General features: G+C 66.6%; 16 protein-coding genes. 10 read left to right on the top strand and 6 right to left on the bottom strand.

The annotated features are described in order from the left end of the window. Positions 1-23: 23 nt before the first annotated feature. The 10 genes from coaBC (at position 24) to XI04_RS29560 (ending at position 15,902) form a co-directional block, all read left to right on the top strand. A complete protein-coding gene (gene coaBC, locus XI04_RS29605) occupies positions 24-1,475 on the top strand; it encodes a bifunctional phosphopantothenoylcysteine decarboxylase/phosphopantothenate--cysteine ligase CoaBC (RefSeq protein WP_271609472.1) in 1,452 nt (483 codons plus the stop codon). Beyond that, the gene (dut, locus tag XI04_RS29600; RefSeq protein WP_271609471.1) at positions 1,472-1,930 is read left to right on the top strand and encodes a dUTP diphosphatase; all 459 of its coding nucleotides are present in this window, start codon (positions 1,472-1,474) and stop codon (positions 1,928-1,930) included. Before coaBC ends, dut begins: the two co-directional genes overlap by 4 nt. 294 nt (positions 1,931-2,224) lie before the next feature. Beyond that, the gene (locus XI04_RS29595) at positions 2,225-4,729 is read left to right on the top strand and encodes a sensor histidine kinase (protein WP_018323415.1); all 2,505 of its coding nucleotides are present in this window, start codon (positions 2,225-2,227) and stop codon (positions 4,727-4,729) included. Beyond that, a complete protein-coding gene (gene tsaE / locus XI04_RS29590; RefSeq protein WP_038949464.1) occupies positions 4,726-6,252 on the top strand; it encodes a tRNA (adenosine(37)-N6)-threonylcarbamoyltransferase complex ATPase subunit type 1 TsaE in 1,527 nt (508 codons plus the stop codon). The genes XI04_RS29595 and tsaE overlap by 4 nt, the downstream gene beginning before the upstream one ends. An 86-nt stretch (positions 6,253-6,338) precedes the next feature. After that, positions 6,339-6,656: a PilZ domain-containing protein gene (locus XI04_RS29585; protein ID WP_018323417.1), complete on the top strand. Its 318-nt coding sequence runs from the start codon at positions 6,339-6,341 to the stop codon at positions 6,654-6,656. Between the two features lie 118 nt (positions 6,657-6,774). Further along, the gene (locus tag XI04_RS29580) at positions 6,775-7,497 is read left to right on the top strand and encodes a nucleotidyltransferase family protein (RefSeq protein ID WP_097668272.1); all 723 of its coding nucleotides are present in this window, start codon (positions 6,775-6,777) and stop codon (positions 7,495-7,497) included. Between the two features lie 214 nt (positions 7,498-7,711). Beyond that, a complete protein-coding gene (gene addB / locus XI04_RS29575) occupies positions 7,712-10,858 on the top strand; it encodes a double-strand break repair protein AddB (protein ID WP_271610548.1) in 3,147 nt (1,048 codons plus the stop codon). Next, positions 10,852-14,361, top strand: a complete 3,510-nt coding sequence (gene addA, locus XI04_RS29570; protein WP_179879876.1) for a double-strand break repair helicase AddA — start codon at positions 10,852-10,854, stop codon at positions 14,359-14,361. Before addB ends, addA begins: the two co-directional genes overlap by 7 nt. Positions 14,362-14,428: 67 nt before the next feature. After that, a complete protein-coding gene (gene trxA / locus XI04_RS29565) occupies positions 14,429-14,749 on the top strand; it encodes a thioredoxin (protein WP_007598398.1) in 321 nt (106 codons plus the stop codon). Between the two features lie 145 nt (positions 14,750-14,894). Then, positions 14,895-15,902 (top strand): ATP-dependent DNA ligase, encoded by a 1,008-nt coding sequence (locus XI04_RS29560; protein ID WP_271610614.1) that lies wholly within the window; start codon positions 14,895-14,897, stop codon positions 15,900-15,902. A 100-nt stretch (positions 15,903-16,002) separates the two neighbouring features. Here the strand turns inward: XI04_RS29560 and XI04_RS29555 are convergent, their stop codons facing one another. The 6 genes from XI04_RS29555 to XI04_RS29530 all read right to left on the bottom strand — a co-directional run bounded on the left by XI04_RS29555 (position 16,003) and on the right by XI04_RS29530 (position 21,976). Next, positions 16,003-16,743, bottom strand: coding sequence for a metallophosphoesterase family protein (locus XI04_RS29555; protein ID WP_271610549.1), 741 nt, complete (start codon positions 16,741-16,743; stop codon positions 16,003-16,005). Between the two features lie 124 nt (positions 16,744-16,867). Further along, complete coding sequence (locus tag XI04_RS29550; RefSeq protein ID WP_271610550.1) at positions 16,868-18,211, bottom strand: bifunctional folylpolyglutamate synthase/dihydrofolate synthase; 1,344 nt, start codon at positions 18,209-18,211, stop codon at positions 16,868-16,870. Continuing rightward, positions 18,208-19,149, bottom strand: a complete 942-nt coding sequence (accD, locus tag XI04_RS29545) for an acetyl-CoA carboxylase, carboxyltransferase subunit beta (RefSeq protein ID WP_038950995.1) — start codon at positions 19,147-19,149, stop codon at positions 18,208-18,210. Before accD ends, XI04_RS29550 begins: the two co-directional genes overlap by 4 nt. A 111-nt stretch (positions 19,150-19,260) precedes the next feature. After that, a complete protein-coding gene (trpA, locus tag XI04_RS29540) occupies positions 19,261-20,097 on the bottom strand; it encodes a tryptophan synthase subunit alpha (RefSeq protein WP_028139478.1) in 837 nt (278 codons plus the stop codon). Next, the gene (gene trpB / locus XI04_RS29535) at positions 20,094-21,308 is read right to left on the bottom strand and encodes a tryptophan synthase subunit beta (protein WP_038950994.1); all 1,215 of its coding nucleotides are present in this window, start codon (positions 21,306-21,308) and stop codon (positions 20,094-20,096) included. The genes trpA and trpB overlap by 4 nt, the downstream gene beginning before the upstream one ends. Continuing rightward, the gene (locus XI04_RS29530) at positions 21,305-21,976 is read right to left on the bottom strand and encodes a phosphoribosylanthranilate isomerase (protein WP_038950993.1); all 672 of its coding nucleotides are present in this window, start codon (positions 21,974-21,976) and stop codon (positions 21,305-21,307) included. The genes trpB and XI04_RS29530 overlap by 4 nt, the downstream gene beginning before the upstream one ends. Positions 21,977-22,037 lie beyond the last annotated feature (61 nt).

Below are 22,037 nucleotides of genomic sequence, written 5' to 3'. Positions count from 1 at the left end.
TCATTCCGTGCTGGAGGGGCGTCATGGCAAGCCTGACCATCCGCAAGCTCGACGACGGCGTCAAAACCTATTTGCGGCTGCGCTCGGCCAAGAACCGCAGATCGGTCGAGGAAGAGGTCCGGGTCATCCTGCGGGAGCTGATCGAGGGCCGCGAGGAGCCGCTGACGCCGTTTTCGGCGCCGCCGGCAGCCTCCGTCGCCCCCACCCCTCAGCGCACCGGCGCCGTCCCTGAGGCCAGCGTCACCCTGATCATCGGCGGCGGGATCGCAGCCTATAAATCGCTCGACCTGATCCGAAGGTTGAAGGAGCGCCGCGTCGAGGTCCGCTGTGTCCTGACCAAAGCGGCGCAGCAATTCGTCACGCCGCTGGCGGTCAGCGCCCTCTCCCATGAGCGCGTCTATACCGACCTGTTCGACCCCCAGAGCGAGTTCGACGCCGGCCATATCAGGCTTGCGCGCGACTGCGACCTGATCGTGGTGGCGCCCGCGACCGCCGACTTGATGGCGAAGATGGCCAACGGCCACGCCGACGATCTCGCCAGCGCGATCCTGCTCGCGACCAACCGCAAGGTGCTGCTGGCACCGGCAATGAACCCGCTGATGTGGAACAATGCGGCGACGCGTCGCAACGTCGCGCAGCTGCAGCGCGACGGCGGGGTGCTGATCGGGCCCAATTCCGGCGAGATGGCCGAAGCGGGCGAAGCTGGTGTCGGCCGCATGTCCGAAGCGATCGAGATCGCCGCCGCCGCCGAGCGTCTGCTGCGGCCGCCGGTGCCGCGCCCGCTCGCCGGCAAGCGCGTGTTGATCACCGCAGGTCCCACCCACGAGCCGATCGATCCGGTGCGCTACATCGCCAACCGCTCTTCCGGCAAGCAGGGGTTTGCCATCGCCGCCGCCGCACAGGCCGCCGGTGCCGAGGTCATTTTGGTGAGCGGTCCGGTCGACCTCAGCGATCCCCAGGGCGTGACGGTGAAGCATGTGGAATCGGCGCGGCAGATGCTGGAGCAGGTGCAGGCCGCGCTCCCCGCCGACATCGCGATCTTTGCTGCCGCCGTCGCCGACTGGCGCGTTGCCAACGAGGGCGAGCAGAAGCTGAAGAAGACCGCAGCCGGCATGCCGCCGCTTCAGCTGATCGAGAACCCCGATATCCTCGCCACGATCTCGAAGCTGACCGACAAGCGCCCGCCGCTGGTGATCGGCTTTGCCGCCGAGACCGAGCACCTCATCGACAACGCCAAGTCAAAACTCGCCCGCAAGGGCTGCGACTGGATCGTCGCCAATGACGTCTCGCCCGCCACGGGCGTGATGGGCGGCGACCGCAACACCGTGCATCTGATCAGTCGCAAGACTGGTGAGAAGGACGGCGAGATTGCAGTTGATTCCTGGCCGGTGATGACCAAGGAACAGGTCGCCATCGAACTGGTCGCGCACATCGCGAAAAGCGTGACCGACAAATCCCTGGAGCCGGCATCTTGAGCACGAAGGTCACTGTCGAACTGCAACGCCTGGCCCATGCGGAAGGCCTGCCAATGCCGGCCTATCAGACCACCGAGGCTGCCGGCCTCGATCTGATGGCGGCGGTGCCGGACAGCGAGCCGATGACGCTCGCCCCCGGGCAATATGCGCTCGTGCCGACCGGCCTTGCGATCGCATTGCCGGCCGGGCACGAGGCGCAGGTGCGGCCGCGCTCGGGGCTTGCCGCCAAGCACGGTGTCACCGTGCTGAACGCGCCGGGCACGATCGACGCGGACTATCGCGGCGAGATCAAGGTGATCCTGATCAACCACGGCGCGGCGCCGTTCGTGATCAAGCGCGGCGAGCGCATCGCCCAGATGGTGATCGCGCCCGTGGTGCAGGCCGCGCTGGTTCCGGTGGCCACATTGTCGGCCACGGATCGCGGCGCCGGCGGCTTCGGCTCGACCGGCCGCTAGTTTCTTACCTCTCCCGCTTGCGGGAGAGGTCGACGCGCAGAGCAGGGGAGGGAGCGCACCTGCTCCGCGGCGGCCATGTCGCCCAAATATTCAGCCCCGCTAACGCACGGCAATTTCAGCCGAATCATCCCGAAGAACTACGTGGGCGGGAACCCCTCCCCCGGCATTTTTTTGGGGCCGCCTTTGCGTTCACGATCTGGACTCTTACCGGCGGAGTCGCGGTGAGGGTATTGTCGTTTGATTCGCGCGCGACGGGGGTCGCCGCGCGTAAATTCGTGCGGTCTTGGGGCAACTATGTCAGGCGTGATCGTGTCGATGCGTCGGACGCTGCTGTCGTGCACATCGCTCGTGCGCAACGGCTTGTTGGGAGGCGCTCTTGCAGCGCTGCTGCCGGCTGCGCCGGCCGAGGCGGCCGACCTCATCGACACCCTCTCCATCATGCTGGATTTCAACCGGCAGGAACTCGCGGTGCTCGCCACCGCGCTGGCCTTGCTCGGCTTCTCGGTGGTGGCTGCGATCCTCTTGATGCGCACGCGCGTGCGCACCGCGAAGAACGAGGCGCGGCTGCGCGCCCGAATCGGGGAACTCCAGCTCCAGGCCGACCGCTTCGGCGCGCTGCTGTTCGCCGAGCCGCAGATCCTGATCTCCTGGCCGGCCGGCGACAATCGCGCGCAGATCTCCGGCGACATCTCCATGGTGCTGCCGCGCGACTCCTCGCCGCAACGGGTGCTCGCATTCGGAACCTGGCTGCCGCCCGAGCCCGCGCTCCAGATGGATCACGCCGTCGATGCGCTGCGTGACCGCGGCGACGGGTTCCAGCTGACGCTGACGACCGCGCATGGCCACACGCTCGAGGCCATCGGCCGCGCCATCGGCGGCCAGGCCATTGTCCGGATTCGCGAACTCTCGGGTCTCCGCCGCGATCTGGCCGAGACCAATCTGCGCTACAACGCGCTCTCCGACGAGACCGAGATGCTGCGCGGCTTTGCCGCCAACGCACCTTGGCCGATCTGGGCCAAGGGCGAGAACGGCGCGCTGACCTACGCCAACCCGGCCTATGTTCGTGCCACCGAGGCGAACAACGTCACCGATGCGCAGGAGCGCAAGCTCGAGCTGCTGGACAGCGCCGACCGCACCGCGATGGAACGGGGACTGAAGGACACCGCCAATTTCAACGCCCGGCTGCCGATTGTGATCAGCGGCGAGCGCCGCATCTACGATGTGCGCGCGGTCAATGTCGGCAGCGGCAGCGTCGGCGTCGCCATCGATGCCAGCGAGGCGGACGCGCTCAGCTCGGCGCTGGTGCGGATGGCGGAGGCGCATCGGCGCACGCTCGACCAGCTCTCCTCCGGCGTTGCCGTGTTCGATGGCCAGCGCCGGCTCGCCTTCTACAACGATTCCTACCGCCGGCTGTGGGACCTCGACCGCACCTTCCTCGACGCCAATCCCGATGATTCCAGCGTGCTGGATCAGCTCCGTGCCGCGCGAAAACTGCCGGAACAGCCGGACTTCCGTGCCTGGAAATCCAAGCTGCACGAGGCCTATCGCGCGGTCGAGACCACCAAGGACACCTGGTACCTGCCCGACGGCCGCGCGCTCTCGGTCGTCACCACGCCGAACCCGGAAGGCGGCGTCACCTATCTGTTCGACGACGTCACCGAGAGCCTCGAGCTCGCCCGCCGCTTCGACGGCATGATCCGTGTCCAGCGCGAGACGCTGGACAGCCTCGCCGAGGGCGTCGCGGTGTTCGGCAGCAACGGCAAGGCGCAGCTGTTCAACCCGGCCTTCGTCCGGATGTGGAAACTGTCGAGCGATGCCATGCGCGACGAGCCGCACATCCAGACGGTGGAAGGTTGGTGCCATCAGCTGTTCGACGACCCCACGGTCTGGCGCCAGATCCGCGAGGCCGTCACCTCGATCGAGAGCCGCGCCGACGTGCCGCTGAAGCTGGAGCGCAAGGACGGCAGCGTGCTCGACGGCATGATCCGCCCGCTGCATGACGGCGCGACCATGCTGACGTTCCAGGACATCACCGACACCGAGAACGTCGAGCGCGCGCTGCGCGAGCGCAACGAGGCTCTGGAGGCCGCCGACCAAATGAAGGTGGATTTCGTCCACCACGTCTCCTACGAGCTGCGCTCGCCGCTCACCACCATCATCGGCTTCGCGCATTTCCTCAGCGATCCCTCGACCGGGCCGCTGACGCCGAAACAGGCCGAATATCTCGACTACGTCACCAAATCGACCAATGCGCTGCTGGCGCTGACCAACAACATCCTCGATCTGGCCACCATCGACGCGGGCGCCATGAAGCTGGAACTCGGCCCGGTCGACGTCAGCAAGACCATCGAGCTCGCGGCCGAAGGCATCCAGGACCGGCTCGCGACCGACCGCATCCGCCTAAAAGTCGAGATCGCGCCCGATGTCGGCAGCTTCGTCGGCGACGAGAAGCGCGTGGTGCAGGTGCTCTATAACCTCCTCGCCAATGCCGTCGGATTTTCTCCACAGGATTCCACCGTCGGCATCAGCGCACGCCGCACCGAACGCAGCGTGGTCTTCACTGTGACAGATTCCGGGCCTGGAATACCTGCCGACATGAAGGACAAGGTGTTCAACTGGTTCGAAAGCCGCTCGCAGGGCTCGCGTCACCGCGGCGCCGGGCTCGGCCTGTCGCTGGTGCGCTCCTTCGTCGAGCTGCATGGCGGCAAGGTGCGGGTGGATTCGATCGTCGGCCGGGGCACGGTCGTGATCTGTGACTTTCCGACCGACCAGGCGGCGCATCGCGACGCCGCCGAATGAGCGCGCCCACCACATTCTCCGTCGCGCTTCACAACGAGACGGCCACCGCGCAACTGATGGCCGACCTCGCGCTGCTGGTCGGTCCCGGCGATGTCATCACCCTCACCGGCGATCTCGGCGCAGGAAAGACCGCGGCCGCCCGCGCGCTCATCCGCTACCTCGCCGGCGACGAGGCGCTGGAAGTGCCCAGCCCGACCTTCACCCTGGTGCAGGGCTATGAGCTGCCGCCCTTTCCGGTGATGCACGCCGATCTCTACCGCGTCGAGGATGAGAGCGAGCTCGAGGAGATCGGGCTGTCGCCGCTGCCCGATGCCACACTCGTCTTGATCGAATGGCCAGAGCGCGCGCCGTCGGCGATGCCACAGGATCGCATCGACATCGCGCTGACGCATCGGCCGGCACTGGGCTCGAATGCGCGCGCCGCCGACATCACCGGTTACGGCAAGGCGGCCGCCGCTGTCGCGCGGCTGCAGGCGCTGCGCGAATTCCTCGACGCCACTGGCTACATGGATGCGACTCGCAAGCGCATGGCCGGCGATGCCTCGACGCGCTCCTATGCGCGGCTGCTGCGCGACGATGAGATCGTCATCCTCATGAACTTTCCGCAGCGCCCTGATGGTGCTGCGACGTACAACGGAAAATCGTACAGCGCCGCGGTGCATCTCGCCGAGAACGTCAAGCCCTTCGTCGCCATCGACGAAGGCCTGCGCGCGCAGGGCATCTCGGCGCCCGCGATCCACCATTCCGACCTCGACCATGGCTTCCTGATCACCGAGGATTTCGGCAGCGAAGGCGTGATCGAAGGCGACCCGCCACGCCCGATTGCCGAGCGCTACGAGGCCGCGGCCGATGTGCTGGCCGTGCTCCACGGCAAGACGCTGCCGGAAACATTGCCGCTGGACGGACAGACCTACGACATTCCCCTCTTCGATGCTGAGGCGCTGCTGATCGAGATCAGCTTGATGCCGGAATGGTACCTGCCCGATCGCAACGCGCCGCTGAGCGAGGCGGCGCGCTCGGAATTCTTCGCGATGTGGCGCGAGCTGCTGAGGAAGCCGCTGGCCGCGCCGAGGACGTGGATCATCCGCGACTATCACTCGCCCAATCTGATCTGGCTTCCGGATCGCGCCGGCATCGCGCGCGTCGGCGTGATCGATTTCCAGGACACCGTGCTCGGTCCGCAATCCTACGACGTGGTGTCGCTGCTGCAGGACGCCCGCATCGACGTGCCCGAAAGTCTCGAGCTGACGCTGCTGTCGCGCTACATCAAGGCGCGGCGCGCTGGCGATGCCGGCTTCGATCCGGCCGGGTTCGCCGAGCTCTACGCCATCATGTCGGCACAGCGGAATACGCGGCTGCTCGGCACCTTCGCCCGCCTCAACCGCCGCGATGGTAAGCCGCATTATTTGCGTCACCAGCCGCGGATCTGGACCTATCTCCAGCGCTCGCTGGCACATCCCGCGCTGAGCTCTTTGCGCGACTGGTATCTCGCCAACGTCCCTCCGCCCCAAAGTCCGGCCTGATTCGGAGGCCGATTTACCAGCTGTTAGCCAAGACGCCGGTATTCTGGCGGCGAGGCAGCCGGATCATTACGGGCTGGAGCGGGCAGATGGCGGTAAAGACGGACCAGCGCGGCAACAGCCGGGTTGTCTTCGAGCGCGGGATCTCGGCCCAGATGATGGGGATCGACGGCACCTGGCGGCGCGACTGCACCATGGAGGACGTCTCCGAGACCGGCGCCAAGCTGACCATCGACGGCTCGGTGGAGGGCCTCCATCTGAAGGAGTTCTTTCTGCTGCTGTCGTCCACCGGACTTGCGTACCGGCGTTGCGAGCTGGCCTGGGTCAATGGCGACCAGATCGGGGTCAATTTCCTCAAGCTCGGCGACAAGAAGAAAAAGGCGCGTTCCACAGCCGTCGGGGCATGATGGCAACACCCGTCGTACAACCGTCACGGCGGGTGGTTAAGGCGGTTGAGATGCGGTGCGGCTGATCGAACCTCGTGTTAGGATTGCTGCGAACGCGAAAGGTCTGAGAAAGCGAAGGATGTCCGTCAAACCGACCAAAGCCATGGTGCTCGCCGCAGGGTTTGGCCTGCGCATGCGTCCCCTGACGGACAAGATGCCGAAGCCGATGGTGCCGGTGGCCGGCCAGCCACTGCTCGACCACGTGCTCGACAAGCTCGGCCAGGCGGGCGTGACCGAGGCCGTGGTCAACGTGCATTACCTGCCGGACCAGATCATCGATCACGTCGCATCGCGCCAGCTTCCGCGCGTGACAATTTCTGACGAGCGCGACCAGGTGCTCGGCACCGGCGGCGGCGTGGTCAAGGCGCTGCCGTTGCTCGGCCACGCACCGTTCTTCCACGTCAATTCCGACACGCTCTGGATCGACGGCGTGCGCTCCAATTTGACGCGGCTCGCCGAGAATTTCGACCCCGCGCGCATGGATATCCTGCTGCTGATGGCGCCGACTGCGACCAGCATCGGCTATAGCGGTCGCGGCGATTACGGCATGCTGCCCGACGGCGCCCTGCGCAAGCGCAAGGAAAAGGAGGTCGTTCCGTTCGTCTATGCCGGCGCGGCGATCCTGTCGCCGTCGATCTTCGAAGGCGCGCCGCAGGGCGAGTTCTCGCTGACGAAAATGTTCGACCGCGCGGGCGAGCAGGAGCGGCTGTTCGGCCTCCGCCTCGACGGCGTCTGGATGCATGTCGGCACGCCCGACGCCGTGCACGCCGCGGAAGAGGCGTTCCTGGAGAGTGTGGCGTAGGGACCGGCCCCGAACGCGGTGCCGTAGGGTGGGCAAAGGCGCCCTTGCGCCGTGCCCACCATCTCTCTCGATGGCAAAATGGGTGGGCACGCTTCGCTTTGCCCACCCTACAAGACCTGTCAGGCCTCGCGAAGAGCGGGGACGACTTCCCCCCGCCCCATGACCATTCGACCTCGCCTCCCTATATTGCCTGATCCTTCGAATCAGGCGATCCATGCGCGTCTTCAGCGTTCCCCTCTCAGTTCCATTCCTGCGCACGATCGTCGCGAGCCTGCTCGACGGACGGCTGGTCGAGGGATTCGAGGCGCGCAAGGAACCGGCGCGGCTGGCGGATGCCACGCTGTATCTGCCGACAAGGCGCGCGATGCGCGTGGTCCGCGAGATCTTCCTCGACGAGATGAAAGCGGACGCCGTGGTGCTGCCGCGCATCGTCGCGCTCGGCGACATCGACGAGGATGAGCTCGCCTTCGCCGACGAGGGCGAGCAGTTCTCCGGCGCAACGCCGCTCGACATTCCGCCGCGGCTTGGCGAGCTCGAACGACGGCTGACGCTGGCGCAACTGGTCGCGGCCTGGGCCAAGGGCCCGGTGCTGTCGCCGCTGGTGGTCGGCGGGCCCGCCTCGACGCTGGCGCTCGCCGGCGACCTCGCGCGCCTGATCGACGACATGGTGACGCGCGGCGTCGACTGGAGCGCGCTCGACGGTCTCGTACCTGACAACCTCGACCGTTACTGGCAGCACTCGCTCGAATTTTTGCGGATCGCGCGGATCGCCTGGCCCGGTCATCTCGCCGAGATCAACCGGATCGAGCCCGCGGCGCGGCGCGATCTCCTGATCGCGGCGGAGGCCAGACGGCTGACCGCGCATCCGAACGGGCCGGTCATCGCGGCGGGTTCGACCGGCTCGATGCCGGCCACAGCAAAATTTCTGCACGCAGTCGCATCGCTGCCGCATGGCGCAGTGGTGCTGCCGGGCCTCGACACCGATCTCGACGACGGCGCCTGGCGGAGCATCGGCGGCGTGCGCGACTCGCTGGGCAAGTTCGCAGAGCATCCGGCGTCGAACCATCCGCAATATGCCATGCACGCGCTGCTGGATCGTTTTGGCATCAAGCGCAGCGACGTCGAGATTCTCCAGCCGCCAGCGGACGGCGGCCGCGATCTGCTCGCCTCCGAATCGATGCGGCCGTCGGCCAAGACGGAAGTCTGGCACGACCGGCTGAAGCAGCCGGATGTCGCAGCGAAGATCTTGGGCGGCATGAAAAGCCTCGCCGTCGTCGAAGCCCCCAATCCGGAGATGGAAGCGCTCGCCATTGCCATCGCCATGCGCGAAGCACGGCATCTCGACAAATCGGCAGCGCTGGTGACGCCGGACCGCGTGCTGGCGCGGCGGGTGATGGCTGCGCTGACCCGATGGGATCTCGCCTTCGACGATTCCGGCGGTGACGTGCTGATGGAAACATCCGCCGGCGTCTTTGCCCGGCTCACTGCGGAAGCGGCGACCAAGGGACTGGAGCCGCCAACGCTGCTGGCCATGCTGAAGCATCCGCTGTGCCGGCTCGGCCGGCTGCCTGGCGCGTGGAAGGCGGCGATCGAAGATCTCGAGCTTGCAGTCCTACGCGGCACGCGTCCGCCTGCCGGCACCGGCGGCCTGCTGCGCGAATTCAACCGCTTTCGCAACGAGCTGACAAAGCTGTGGCGCAGCGAGGTCTCCGCGCTTCACAAGGCCGAGCCCCGTGCGCATCTCAAGGCCGAAAACATCGACCGCATCCAGACGCTGATCGACACCTTGCAGAAGGCGCTGGCACCGATCGAGAGTCTGGCGTCGGCAAAGCCGTTCGACTTCGCCGAGCTTGCCCACCGGCATCGCGAGATCATCATCGAGCTGTCGCGCGACGAGCAGGGCATCCCGCTCGCCTTCGAGGAGCGCGAAGGCCTCGCGCTCGCCGGCGCCTTCGACGATCTCCTGCGCGGCGGCACGATCAGCGGACTGATGGTGACGCTGCCTGATTATGCCGACGTCTTCCAGACCGCTTTCAGCGATCGCGCCGTGAGGCGGCGAGACAAGCCGGGCGCGCGGCTGCAGATCTACGGCCCGCTGGAATCGCGCCTGATGCAAGCCGACCGCGTCATAGTCGGCGGACTGATCGAGGGGGTTTGGCCACCGGCGCCGCGCATCGACCCCTGGCTGAGCCGGCCGATGCGGCACGAGCTCGGTCTCGATCTGCCGGAGCGCCGCATCGGCCTCTCCGCCCACGATTTTGCCCAGCTGCTCGGTGGCGACGAGGTGATCCTCACCCATTCCGCCAAGGCCGGCGGCGCGCCGGCGGTGGCTTCGCGCTTCCTGCATCGGTTGGAGGCGGTTGCGGGCGACGATCATTGGAAGGCGGCCGTTCGCGCCGGCGAGAAATACGTGCAGTTCGCGGGCGCGCTCGACCAGCCGGACGAGGTCAGGCCAATCAAGCAGCCCGAGCCGCGGCCGCCGCGCGCGATGCGGCCGCTCAGGATGTCGGTGACCGCGATCGAAGACTGGCTGCGCGATCCCTACACGATCTACGCCAAACACATTTTGCGGCTCGATGCGCTCGATCCCGTCGACATGCCGCTGTCGGCCGCCGACCGCGGCTCGGCGATCCACGACGCGATCGGCGAGTTCACCGAGAACTATGCGGCGAATCTGCCTGACGATCCCGCCCGTGTGCTGCGAGCGATCGGCGAGAAATATTTCGCGCCGCTGATGGAGCGACCCGAGGCGCGGGCGCTGTGGTGGCCGCGCTTCCAGCGCATCGCGCGCTGGTTCGGCGAATGGGAGACCGCGCGCCGCGACGCGATCGAATCGATCACGGCGGAGACCCGCGGCGAGATATCGATCCGCCTCGACAATGCGCGCACCTTCTATCTTTCCGCGCGCGCCGACCGCATCGAGCGGCGCCAGGGCGGCGGCTACGCCATCCTCGACTACAAGACCGGACAGCCGCCGACCGGCAAGCAGGTCCGCATGGGCCTGTCGCCGCAGCTCACACTGGAGGCCGCGATCCTGCGCGAGGGTGGCTTTCCCGATATCGACGCCGGCGCGTCGGTGAGCCAGCTCGTCTATGTGCGCTTGAGCGGCAACAATCCGCCGGGCGAGGAGCGCATCCTCGAGCTCAAGTACAAACCCGGCGACGAGCCGCAGCCGCCGGACACAGCGGCCGCCGAAGCGCGCGCCAAGCTGGAGGCGCTGATCCGTGCCTTCGACGACGAGAACCAGCCCTACACCTCGCTGAACCTGCCGATGTGGTCCAATCGCTACGGTACCTATGACGATCTCGCCCGGATCAAGGAATGGTCCGCGGCCGGCGGTTTGGGGATCGAGGAATGGTGAAGGCACCGCGCCCCATCCCCGACGAGGTCCGCGCGCGGCAGGCGCGTGCGTCCGACCCAACTGCGTCGGCCTTCGTGTCGGCCAATGCCGGCTCGGGCAAGACGCATGTGCTGGTGCAGCGCGTGATCCGCCTGCTGCTGTCGGGCGTGCCGCCGGAGAAGATCCTCTGCATCACTTTCACAAAGGCCGCCGCTGCCAACATGGCCGAACGCGTGTTCACCACGCTTGGTCACTGGGTGACGCTGGATGATACCGGGCTCGACGCAGCGATCCGCGCTGTCGGCATCCCGCATCCCAGCGCAAAAATTCGGCGCGAAGCGAGAAAACTGTTCGCCTGCGCGCTGGAGACGCCGGGCGGGCTGAAGGTGCAGACTATCCACGCGCTGTGCACGCGCCTTCTCCAGCAGTTTCCGTTCGAGGCCAACGTTCCCGCGCGCTTCGCCGTGATCGACGAGCGCGACCAGACCGACATGATGGAGCGCGCCAATCTGAAGGTGCTGCTGGAGGCGGCGCGCGATCCGGAGAGCGTCACCGGTCGCGCATTGCTGACCGCGATGGCGAGCGCGGCCGACGTCACCTTCAAGGAGGTCGTGCGCGAAGCGTGCCTGAGCCGCGATCACTTCATGGCCTGGACGGATGAGGCCGGCAACGCCGAAGCCGCTGCTGCGCAGATGGCGGCGGCGCTGGGCGTTGATGCGAGCGATCGCATCGAGGACGTCGAGACCGAGATTCTCGATGGACCCTATCTACCGCGATCGCGCTGGGACGACATCGCCTTTGCGCTGGAAGACGGCAGCAAGTCCGACAACGACCAGGCCGGTCGGCTCCGCGAGGCCAAGGCGTTCTCCGCCAGCGCGCAGGTCGATGCCTATCTCTGCGTCTTCCTCACCGACGAAAAGCTGCCGCGCAAGGCGGTGCTAACCAAGAAGTTTGGCGAGCACAACCCGTCCGTCGCGCGCCTGTTCGAGAACGAGGCGCAGCGCATCAGTGGATTGGTCGAGAGGCGCCGCGCGGTGACCATGCGCGACCGCACCGCGGCCCTGCTGCATATCGCCACCGCCGCCGCCGCAAATTACCGGCGCGAGAAGCAGGAGCGCGGGCTGCTCGACTACGACGACCTCATCGACAAGACGCTGGCGATGCTGAACCGTGTGTCTTCAGGCTGGGTGCACTACAAGCTCGACCGCGGCGTGGACCATGTGCTGATCGACGAAGCGCAGGACACCAGCCCGCGGCAATGGGACATCGTCGCGCACATCATCTCCGAATTCACCGCCGGCGAAGGCGCGCGCGAAGGATTGAACCGCACGGTCTTCGCGGTCGGCGATGAGAAGCAGTCGATCTTCTCGTTCCAGGGTGCGGCGCCGCACGAGTTCGACGCGCGCCGGCGCGAGCTGCACCGCAAGTTCACCTCGGCGGGGCTGAAGTTCGATCCGGTCGCCTTCACCTATTCGTTCCGCTCGGGCGCTGCGATCCTGCACTCGGTCGACCACGTCTTCCGCGAACAGGAGATCTACAAGAGCATCCATTCGGTCGAGATCGGCCATCCCCTGCACAACGCGCTCGCCGATGCCGGTCCGAGCGTGATCGAGCTGTGGGATCTGGCTGTCGCCGACGACCGCCAGGAGATCGAGGGCTGGCGCGCGCCGTTCGACGGCGTCGCCGTCACCAGCCCAGAAGTCAAGCTGGCGCGTCGCATCCAGGCCGAAATCAAGCGGCTGGTCGAGAGCGGCACGCTGACGGGACACGCGGGCGAGCGCCGACCGCTGCGCTATGGCGACATGCTGATCCTGGTGCGCCGGCGCGGCAATGCCTTCGATGCCGTGATCCAGGCGCTGAAGCACGCTGGCGTTCCGGTGGCCGGCGCCGACAGGCTCAAGCTGACCGAGCACATCGCGATCATCGACCTGATGAACCTCGCCGATGCGCTGCTGCTGCCGCAGGACGATCTCGCGCTGGCTGTGGCGCTGAAGAGCCCGCTGTTCGGGCTGGATGACGACGACCTGTTCCAGCTTGCCCATGACCGCAAGGGATCACTGCGCCGTGCACTCGGCGAGCATGCGGCCGGAAGCGAGAAGTTCGCGGCCGTGCTGCGGCGGCTTGAAGCCTGCGAGACCCGCGCGCGCGAGGAAACGCCGTTTGCCTTCTACGCCTGGTTGTTAGGGGGCGACGGCGGACGTGCGCGCATCCTGCGCCGGCTCGGCTTTGAAGCCAACGACGCGCTCGACGAATTCCTGGAGCTCGCGCTGAGCTGTGAGCGCAAGGCGCCGGCATCGTTGCAGGGCTTCATGGCCTGGCTGCGCTCGGCCGACACCGAGGTGAAGCGCGACATGGAGATCTCGCGCGACGAGGTGCGGGTGATGACGGTGCATGGCGCCAAGGGCCTGGAGGCCTCGGTCGTATTCATGGTCGACACCACGTCGTCGCCCGCGGACTCGCAGCGGGTGCGGCTGATCCACGTGCCGCGCGGCAATGGCGGCGAGGTCGTGGTCTGGGCCGGCCGCAAGGCCGACGACCCCAAGCCCGTCGCCAACGCGCGCAAGGCGATGCTCGAGGAGACCGAGGACGAATATCGCCGCCTGCTCTATGTCGCGATGACGCGCGCGGCCGATCGGCTGATCGTCGGCGGCTGCATGCCTGGCAATATGAGGACGGTCCGCAAGCTGAGCTGGTATGACCTGGTCGACACCGGGCTCGCCGGCTCGGGCCTAGACAAGCAGACGATCGAGACGCCGCTCGGCAAGGTGACGCGATTCGCCCGGCCGGAGGACGTCGCCGCGCTGGGTATCCCGGCGGCGACCGTGGACCAGACGGTCGCGCTGCCGGCCTGGCTGCGAACGCCGGCGCCGCGCGAGATCGTCGACGACGACATGGTGCGCCCGTCCGGCCAGTCGGCTGAGGAAGGCCGCAGCGTGCGGACCGGCGAATCGGTGCGGTCCCGCGCGCTCGCACTGCAGCGCGGCACGCTGGTGCACCGTCTCCTGCAATCCCTGCCTGATATCGCCGCGGAGCGCCGGCGCGAGGCCGCGCTCGGCTTCATGGCACGCAATGCCTCCGACTGGACGGAGGCCGACCGCGCCGCTTTGGCCGACAAGGTGCTCGCCCTGCTCACTGAACCGCGCTTCGCGCCGGTCTTTGCCGCCGGCAGCCGGACGGAAGTCGCCATCGCCGGCAGGCTGGAGCGGCCGGGCCGTGCCCCGGCATTGGTGTCGGGGCAGATCGACCGGCTGATCGTTCGTCCGGATGAGGTTTTGATCGTCGATTTCAAGACCAACCAAGCGGCGCCCAAGAACGCGGCCGCAGCGCCCGCCGCCTATGTCCGGCAGCTTGCGCTGTACCGGGCGGTGCTGGCGCGGCTTTATCCCCAAAAGCCCATCCGCGCCGTCCTGCTCTGGACCGAGGCCCTTGAATATATGGAGATTTCAGCCCCCGCGCTGGACGCGGCGCTGGCATCCCTTCATCTCAGTGTGAGCGTCCTTGACCCGGCAAGGGGCCGTTCATAGGTTGACGGCATGATCCCGGGCGCGATTCCCATCCGCGCCGATTCTTTCAACCGAACGAGGTACTCCCATGGCCGTTGGCAAGGTTTCTGACACCGATTTCGAAGCCGAAGTGCTCAAGGCGAACGGTCCTGTGGTCGTCGATTTCTGGGCTGAGTGGTGCGGCCCCTGCCGCATGATCGCGCCCGCCCTCGACGAGATCGCTGGCGCGATGGGCGACAAGGTCAAGATCGTGAAGCTCAACGTCGACGAGAGCCCCAAGACCGCGTCCAAGTATGGCGTGATGTCGATCCCGACGCTGATGATCTTCAAGGGCGGCGAGATGGCCTCCCGCCAGGTCGGCGCGGCGCCGAAGGCGAAGCTGCAGCAGTGGATCACCTCCGCGGTCTGATCCGCCTGGCGCAAGTTTATTTTCGACAACGGCCGGCGAAATGCCGGCCGTTTGCGTTGACGGGACGTGTCCAGCGTATGACGAGTCCCGACCCTTGCCTGCCCCTCCTGCAAAGCGCGCGCGAAAATCGACCTCTCTCGTTGCCATGGAGGCGCGGTCGGTCGACGAAATTCCACGCGGCAAGGAATGGCAATACGAGCCGAAATGGGATGGCTTTCGCTGCCTGCTGTCGCGCGACGGCAGTCATGTCGATCTGCGCTCGAAATCGGGCGAGGACCTCGCGCGCTATTTCCCGGAAGTCGTCGCCGCGGCGCTGAAGCTGAAAGCCGACCGTTTCACGCTCGACGGCGAGATCGTCGTACCGCACGGCAAGAGCTTTTCGTTCGACGCACTGCTGCAACGGATTCATCCCGCCGCAAGCCGTGTGAAAAAGCTCTCGCAGGACACGCCGGCGCTCTATCTCACCTTCGATCTGCTCGCGACGGTAAAACAGAAGCAGCTTGCCGGAAGGCAGCTGAGCGAACGGCGGCCGGCGCTGGAGGCTTTTGCGAAGGCCAATCTGAAGGGCGGCCTCTTCCGCCTGTCGCCGGCGACGACGAGCTTCGCCACGGCGAAAAAGTGGCTGGCGCAATCCGGTGGCGGCTCGGACGGCATCATCGCCAAGCGCGTCGACCTGCCCTATCAGGCCGGAAATCGCGACGGCATGCAGAAGATCAAGAAATTTCGCAGCGCCGATTGCGTGGTCGGCGGCTTCCGCTACGCCACCAACAAGATCGCCGGGCGAAAGGTGGTCGGCTCGCTGCTGCTCGGGCTCTACGACGATGGTGGCTTGCTGCATCATGTCGGCTTCACATCCGCGATCAAGTCAGAGCAGAAGCCCGCGCTGACCGACCGGGTGGAGGCGCTGATCGCGGAACCCGGCTTCACCGGCAACGCGCCGGGCGGACCGAGCCGCTGGTCCACCGAGCGCTCGGCAAAATGGTGTCCTCTGAGACCGAAGCTGGTGATCGAAGTCTGCTACGACCATTTCAGCGGCGAACGCTTCCGCCACGGCACCTCGATCCTGCGCTGGCGCCCCGACAAGGCGCCGCGGCAATGCAGCTTCGAGCAGCTGAAGCAGAAGGTGGCCGATCCGATGAAGCTGCTGAAGTGATTCGGTCTAGTGCAGAGCCGGGGCCCAGAAGCCGCGAGTCTGGGTCCCGGCTCTGCGGAGCAGCGCTTTGCGCTGCACCGCGTCCGGGACACGAGAGGATTTACCTGAGCCATCCGGTCGCGATCGCCTGCGCCAGTTCGGGCTGCCCATTGCGCCGCGCCAGCGCCGCCATCGCCTCGTGATCATATGCGACGTGGCGGAATGTCACCTGCCAGGCACCATCAGCCAGCTCGAGGATCGCGTAGCGCGCATGCGGCGTGCCAGCTTCGACTACATGCGGATAGGGATGCTTGTCACGATACCCAGGACTGCCGACGCTGCCGGGATTGACGATCAGCCGGCCGTCATGCAAGCGCACGGCGCGGGCGAGATGAGTGTGGGCGCAGAGGATCAGGGATTGCGTGAGCCCCAGCGCGAATTGCTCGATGCGGTCGAGCGGCGACAGCGCCACCGCGCCGTCCGGGTGCACCATGTCGAGCCAATAAACTTCGTCGTTATCGGGCGTGGCGTGGCAGAGGAACACCTGATCACGGAAGACGCGCGTCATCGGCTGCGCGCGCAGCCAATCCAGTTGCACGGTATTAAGCGCTGCGTGGGCGGGGCGATCCCACGAGCCCATTTTCTCCGGGGAGCGGTCGAGCAGATAGCGGTCGTGATTGCCGAGCACGTGGACGGCGTCGAGCGTCATCAGGATCTCGATGGTGCGGCGCGCATCGAGCGGGCCGCTCAGCATGTCGCCGAGATTGACGATGGCGGTGATCCCAAGGGCGCGGATGTCGGCGAGCACCGCCTCCAGCGCGAGATAGTTTCCGTGAACGTCGGCAATCGCGGCGAAGCGCATGTTGTTATCCCCACTCTCGTGCCCCGGACGCAGCGCAGCACGCAGTGGTGCGCTGCTGAGCCGGGGCCCACATTGCGGCATTCTGGGTCCCGGCTCGCGCTCCGCGCGTCCGGGACAAGAGAAATCATGCAGGAGGCGTGCCGTTGATCGCCAGCACGTGGCCGGCCAGATACAACGAGCCAGTGATCAGGATGCGCGGAGGCACCTCGTAGGCGAGCTTCGAGAGGGCGCGCAGCGCGGCTTCGACGCCGGAGACGGTCTCGACGCGCATGCCGAGGCTGCGGGCGGCGTCGGCGAGGCGATCGACCGGCATCGCGTTCTCGGTGTCGGGGATCGGCACCGCGATGATGTGACGGGTGAGACCGGCGAAATTGGCAAGGAAGCCCTGCGCATCCTTGTTGGCCATCATGCCGGCGATGACGACCAGCGGTCGCGACACCCGCTCTTCGAGATCTCCGAGCGCCGCCGCCGCGACACGGCCGCCTTCGGCATTGTGCCCGCCATCGAGCCAGATCTCCGAGCCCTGCGGACCGAGAGCGAGCAGCTCGCCCGAGGTGATGCGCTGCATCCGCGCCGGCCATTCGGCACCGACGATGCCGGCCTCGAACGCCGCCTGATTGATCTTGAAGTTCGGAATCGCGCGCAGCGTCGCGATCGCAAGGCCGGCATTGTCGAACTGGTGGCGGCCGAACAGCCGCGGCGCCGTGAGATCCATCAGGCCGCGATCGTCGGAGTAGACGAGGCGACCGTGCTCGACATTGACGTGCCAGCTCTCGTTCGCCGCAAAAAGCGGCGCGCGCATGCGCTTGGCCTGCGCCTCGATCACCGCCATGGCTTCGCCCGCCTGCTCCGCGGAGATCACGGGCACGCCGCGCTTGATGATCGCCGCTTTCTCGCCGGCGATCGACGTCAGGGTGTCCCCGAGGAAATCCATGTGGTCCATGCTGACGGGCGTGATCACGCAGGCCGCCGGCGCATCGATCACGTTGGTCGAATCGAGCCGGCCGCCGAGGCCGACTTCGAGCAGCACCACGTCGGCCGGGTTCTGCGCAAACAGATGGAAGGCGGCCGCCGTCTTCAGCTCGAACAATGTCGCGGCTTCGCCGGCATTGACGCGCTCGACCTCTTCCAGTGCCGCACGCAATTCGTCATCGCCGACCAGCTGACCACCACTGAGGCGGCCGAGCCGGAAGCACTCGTTGATCCTGACAAGATAGGGCGAGGTGTAGGCGTGCACCCGCAGGCCTGCTGCCTCCAGCGTCGCGCGCAGATAAGCGAGCGTCGAGCCCTTGCCATTGGTGCCGGCGATGTGGATCACCGGCGGCAGCTTGAGCTCGGGGTGGCCGAGCCGTTCGAGCAGGCGGTGCATCCGCTCCAGCCCGAGATCGATGCGCTTCTGATGCAGGACCGACAGCCGCCCGATCAATTCACCGAGCGGCGTCTTCGCGCTGTCAGAGGACGCGTTCACGCGTGCGGCGCAGCCGGCGCCGTCTCGGCGGCCGATACGATCTGTGCCGGGCTGAGCACCGGCTGCATCGGCTTCGACGCGGTCTCCGGCGCCGGCGCCTTGGTCAGCAGACGGCAGAGCCGCGCCAGAGTCGGACGCAGCTCGTGGCGATGCACGACCATGTCGACCATGCCGTGCTCCTTCAGATACTCGGCGCGCTGGAAACCTTCAGGCAGCTTCTCGCGGATGGTCTGCTCGATCACGCGGGCGCCGGCAAAGCCGATCAGCGCGCCGGGTTCGGCGATCTGAACGTCGCCGAGCATCGCATAGGAGGCGGTAACGCCGCCGGTGGTCGGGTTGGTCAGCACGACGATATAGGGCTGCTTGGCCTCGCGCAGCATCTGCACAGCGACCGTCGTGCGCGGCATCTGCATCAGCGACAAGATGCCTTCCTGCATGCGCGCGCCGCCTGATGCGGCGAACACGATGAACGGCGACTTCTTTTCAACGGCGAGTTCGAGCCCGCGGACGATGGCTTCGCCTGCGGCCATGCCGAGCGAGCCACCCATGAAGTCGAAATCCTGCACGGCGACGACGACGGCGGAGCCTTCGAGTTTGCCGTAACCGACCTTGATCGCATCGTTCAGATTGGTTCGGGCGCGCGCGTCCTTGATGCGGTCGACGTATTTCTTCTCGTCGCGGAACTTGAGCGGATCTGGCGTGACGTCAGGCAGCGCGACGTCGAACCAGGTCTCGTTGTCGAAGATCGACTTCAAGCGCGCCACCGCCCCCATGCGCATGTGATAGTTCGAGCCGGGGATGACGAACTGGTTGGCCTCGACGTCCTTGTAGAACACGAGCTGCCCGGAGTCCGGGCACTTGATCCACAGATTCTCCGGCGTCTCCCGCCGCAGCATGTTGCGGATCTTCGGCCGGACCACGTTGGTAAGCCAGTTCATGGTTTGCTCCGATGTGCGACCCGCCTCGCGGATCGCCTGAAGGGATATATGGCGACCGGGCCGTTGCCCGGCAAGCCGCCGTGTCGCCCGCTCCAAAAGCGGAATTATGGCCTATTCCGCCGCCTGTTGCGCGCCCTTGACGCCCTGGGCCAGGGCCGCCGTCAGCTCAGCCACGGCGTTAACGGTTTTGCCGGTCGCCCGTCCCTCGGCGTCGAGGCTGTTCTTGAGCGCGTCGACCAGCGCGGTGCCGACGACCGCACCATTGGCATGGGAGGCAATGGCACGCGCCGTCTCCGGCGTGCGGATACCGAAGCCGACGCACACCGGCAGCTTGGTGTGCCGCTTGATGCGGGCCACCGCTTCGCTCACGGCCGAGGAGTCCGCCGCCGCCGCACCGGTGATGCCGGTGATCGAGACGTAGTAGACGAAGCCCGAGGTGTTGGCGAGCACGGCCGGCAGCCGCTTGTCGTCGGTCGTCGGTGTCGCCAGACGAATGAAATTGAGGCCGGCCTTCATCGCGGGCAGGCAGAGCTCGTCGTCCTCCTCCGGCGGCAGGTCGACGATGATCAGACCATCGACGCCCGCGCTCTTGGCATCGACCAGGAACTTGTCGACGCCGTAAATGTAGATCGGATTGTAATAGCCCATTAACACGATCGGCGTCGCATTGTCGTCCTTGCGGAAGCCGCGCACCAGCTCCAGCGTCTTCTTCAGCGTCATGCCGGCCTTGAGCGCACGCAGCCCGGCGGCCTGGATCGAGGGACCGTCGGCCATCGGATCGGTGAAGGGCATGCCGATCTCGATGACGTCGGCGCCTGATTTCGGCAGCGCCTTGATGATCTCGAGCGAGGTCGCCGGATCGGGATCGCCGGCCATCAAGAAGGTGACGAAGGCCGAGCGGCCCTGCTTCGCAAGCTCGGCAAAACGGGTGTCGATACGCGTGGTCACTTCTTGCCCCTCAGGATGTCGCCGACCTGCGGGACGTCCTTGTCGCCGCGGCCGGAGAGGTTGACGACCATCAGGTGATCCCGAGGCCGCTTCGGCGCGAGCTCCATCACCTTGGCGATGGCGTGCGCGGGCTCAAGCGCGGGGATGATACCTTCGAGGCGCGACAGCAGCTGGAACGCGGCGAGCGCTTCGTCATCGGTCGCGGAGAGATAGTTCACGCGGCCGATCTCGTGCAGCCAGGAATGCTCGGGGCCGATGCCGGGATAATCGAGGCCGGCCGAGATCGAATGCGCGTCCTGGATCTGGCCGTCCGCGTCCATCAAGAGATAGGTGCGGTTGCCGTGCAGCACGCCGGGACGGCCGCCCGCGATCGACGCCGCATGCAGCTGCGTCAGCCCATGGCCCGCAGCTTCGACGCCGAAGATTTCGACGGAGGGATCGTCGAGGAACGGATGAAACAGGCCCATCGCGTTCGAGCCGCCACCGATGCAGGCGACCAGCGAATCCGGCAGGCGGCCTTCGACCTCCTGCATCTGCGTCTTGGTCTCGTTGCCGATGATCGACTGGAAGTCGCGCACCAGCGTCGGATAGGGATGCGGGCCGGCCACCGTGCCGATGCAGTAGAAGGTGTTGTGCACGTTGGTGACCCAGTCGCGCAGGGCCTCATTCATGGCGTCCTTCAGCGTGCGCGTGCCCGACTGCACCGGGACCACCGTCGCACCCAGCATCTCCATGCGGATCACGTTGGGCTGCTGCCGCTCGACGTCGACGGCGCCCATATAGACCACGCATTCGAGCCCGAAGCGCGCGCACAGCGTCGCGGTGGCGACACCGTGCTGGCCGGCGCCGGTCTCGGCGATGATGCGCTTCTTGCCCATGCGCCGCGCCAGCATGATCTGGCCGAGCACGTTGTTCACCTTGTGCGAGCCGGTGTGGTTGAGCTCTTCGCGCTTCAAATAGATCTTGGCGCCGCCGAGATGCTCGGTGAGGCGCTCGGCGAAATAGAGTGGCGAGGGCCGGCCGACATAATGCGTGAGATAGCCGTTCATCTCGGCCTGGAAGGCCGGATCGGCTTTGGCCTCGGTGTAGGCCTTCTCGAGATCGAGGATCAGCGGCATCAGGGTTTCGGCGACGAAGCGGCCGCCGAAGATGCCGAAATGGCCGCGATCGTCGGGACCGCTGCGATAGGAATTGGGTTTGGCGACGTTCATCGAACACTCAACTCTTGGCTGGATTCTTGGCTGGCGCGCGCAGCGCGAATGAAGGCCTTGATCATTTCAGGATCTTTCACGCCGGGGGCGCTCTCGACACCGGAGGAGACGTCGACACCGCCGGCGCGGGTGACGCGGAGTGCCTCGGCGAGATTGTCGGCATGAAGCCCGCCCGAGACCATGTAGGGCAGCTTCAGATCGAGGTTTTCGAGCAGGTGCCAGTCGAAGGGCTCCCCGAGGCCGCCCGGCCGGGTCGCATCCTTCGGCGCGCGGGCATCGAACAGGATGCGGTCGGCGATCGCGGCATAGCCGGGCAACACGGCGAGATCGGCCGCGGTCGCGACCGGGACCGCCTTCATCACCGGGCGGCCGAACCGCTGCTTGATGTCGCGCAGCCGCGCCACGCTCTCCTTGCCGTGCAGCTGGAAAATGTCCGGCGACAGCGCGTCCATGATGTTGTCGAGCGTCGCATCGTCGGCGTCGACGGTGAGGGCGACCTTGAGCGCGCGCCCCTTCACCTGGCGGCCGAGGTCGCGGCCGAGCTCCAGGGACAGATGCCGCGGCGAAGGGGGGAAGAACACGAACCCCACCATATCCGCACCCGCCTCGAGCGCCGTTTGAAGCGTCTCGCGCGTGGACAGGCCGCAGATTTTGACGAGCAGGGACATGGTCTCAAAGCAAATGGAGGCCGCAACGTGCGGCCGGAAAACAGCGTTTTCGGTCGGGGCC

Source organism: Bradyrhizobium sp. CCBAU 11430 (genome assembly GCF_028128855.1).
Taxonomy (GTDB): domain Bacteria; phylum Pseudomonadota; class Alphaproteobacteria; order Rhizobiales; family Xanthobacteraceae; genus Bradyrhizobium; species Bradyrhizobium ottawaense.
Note: the sequence above shows the minus strand (reverse complement) of the source record. Positions and strands in the feature narration are given on the sequence as shown.

Bases quoted from the DNA above. Each gene is read 5' to 3' on its own strand.
- coaBC (WP_271609472.1), top strand. From the start codon at position 24: ATGGCAAGCCTGACCATCCGCAAGCTCGACGACGGCGTCAAAACCTAT.
- XI04_RS29595 (WP_018323415.1), top strand. From the start codon at position 2,225: ATGTCAGGCGTGATCGTGTCGATGCGTCGGACGCTGCTGTCGTGCACA.
- tsaE (WP_038949464.1), top strand. From the start codon at position 4,726: ATGAGCGCGCCCACCACATTCTCCGTCGCGCTTCACAACGAGACGGCC.
- XI04_RS29585 (WP_018323417.1), top strand. From the start codon at position 6,339: ATGGCGGTAAAGACGGACCAGCGCGGCAACAGCCGGGTTGTCTTCGAG.
- XI04_RS29580 (WP_097668272.1), top strand. From the start codon at position 6,775: ATGTCCGTCAAACCGACCAAAGCCATGGTGCTCGCCGCAGGGTTTGGC.
- addB (WP_271610548.1), top strand. From the start codon at position 7,712: ATGCGCGTCTTCAGCGTTCCCCTCTCAGTTCCATTCCTGCGCACGATC.
- addA (WP_179879876.1), top strand. From the start codon at position 10,852: ATGGTGAAGGCACCGCGCCCCATCCCCGACGAGGTCCGCGCGCGGCAG.
- trxA (WP_007598398.1), top strand. From the start codon at position 14,429: ATGGCCGTTGGCAAGGTTTCTGACACCGATTTCGAAGCCGAAGTGCTC.
- XI04_RS29560 (WP_271610614.1), top strand. From the start codon at position 14,895: ATGGAGGCGCGGTCGGTCGACGAAATTCCACGCGGCAAGGAATGGCAA.
- XI04_RS29555 (WP_271610549.1), bottom strand. From the start codon at position 16,743: ATGCGCTTCGCCGCGATTGCCGACGTTCACGGAAACTATCTCGCGCTG.
- accD (WP_038950995.1), bottom strand. From the start codon at position 19,149: ATGAACTGGCTTACCAACGTGGTCCGGCCGAAGATCCGCAACATGCTG.
- trpB (WP_038950994.1), bottom strand. From the start codon at position 21,308: ATGAACGTCGCCAAACCCAATTCCTATCGCAGCGGTCCCGACGATCGC.
- XI04_RS29530 (WP_038950993.1), bottom strand. From the start codon at position 21,976: ATGTCCCTGCTCGTCAAAATCTGCGGCCTGTCCACGCGCGAGACGCTT.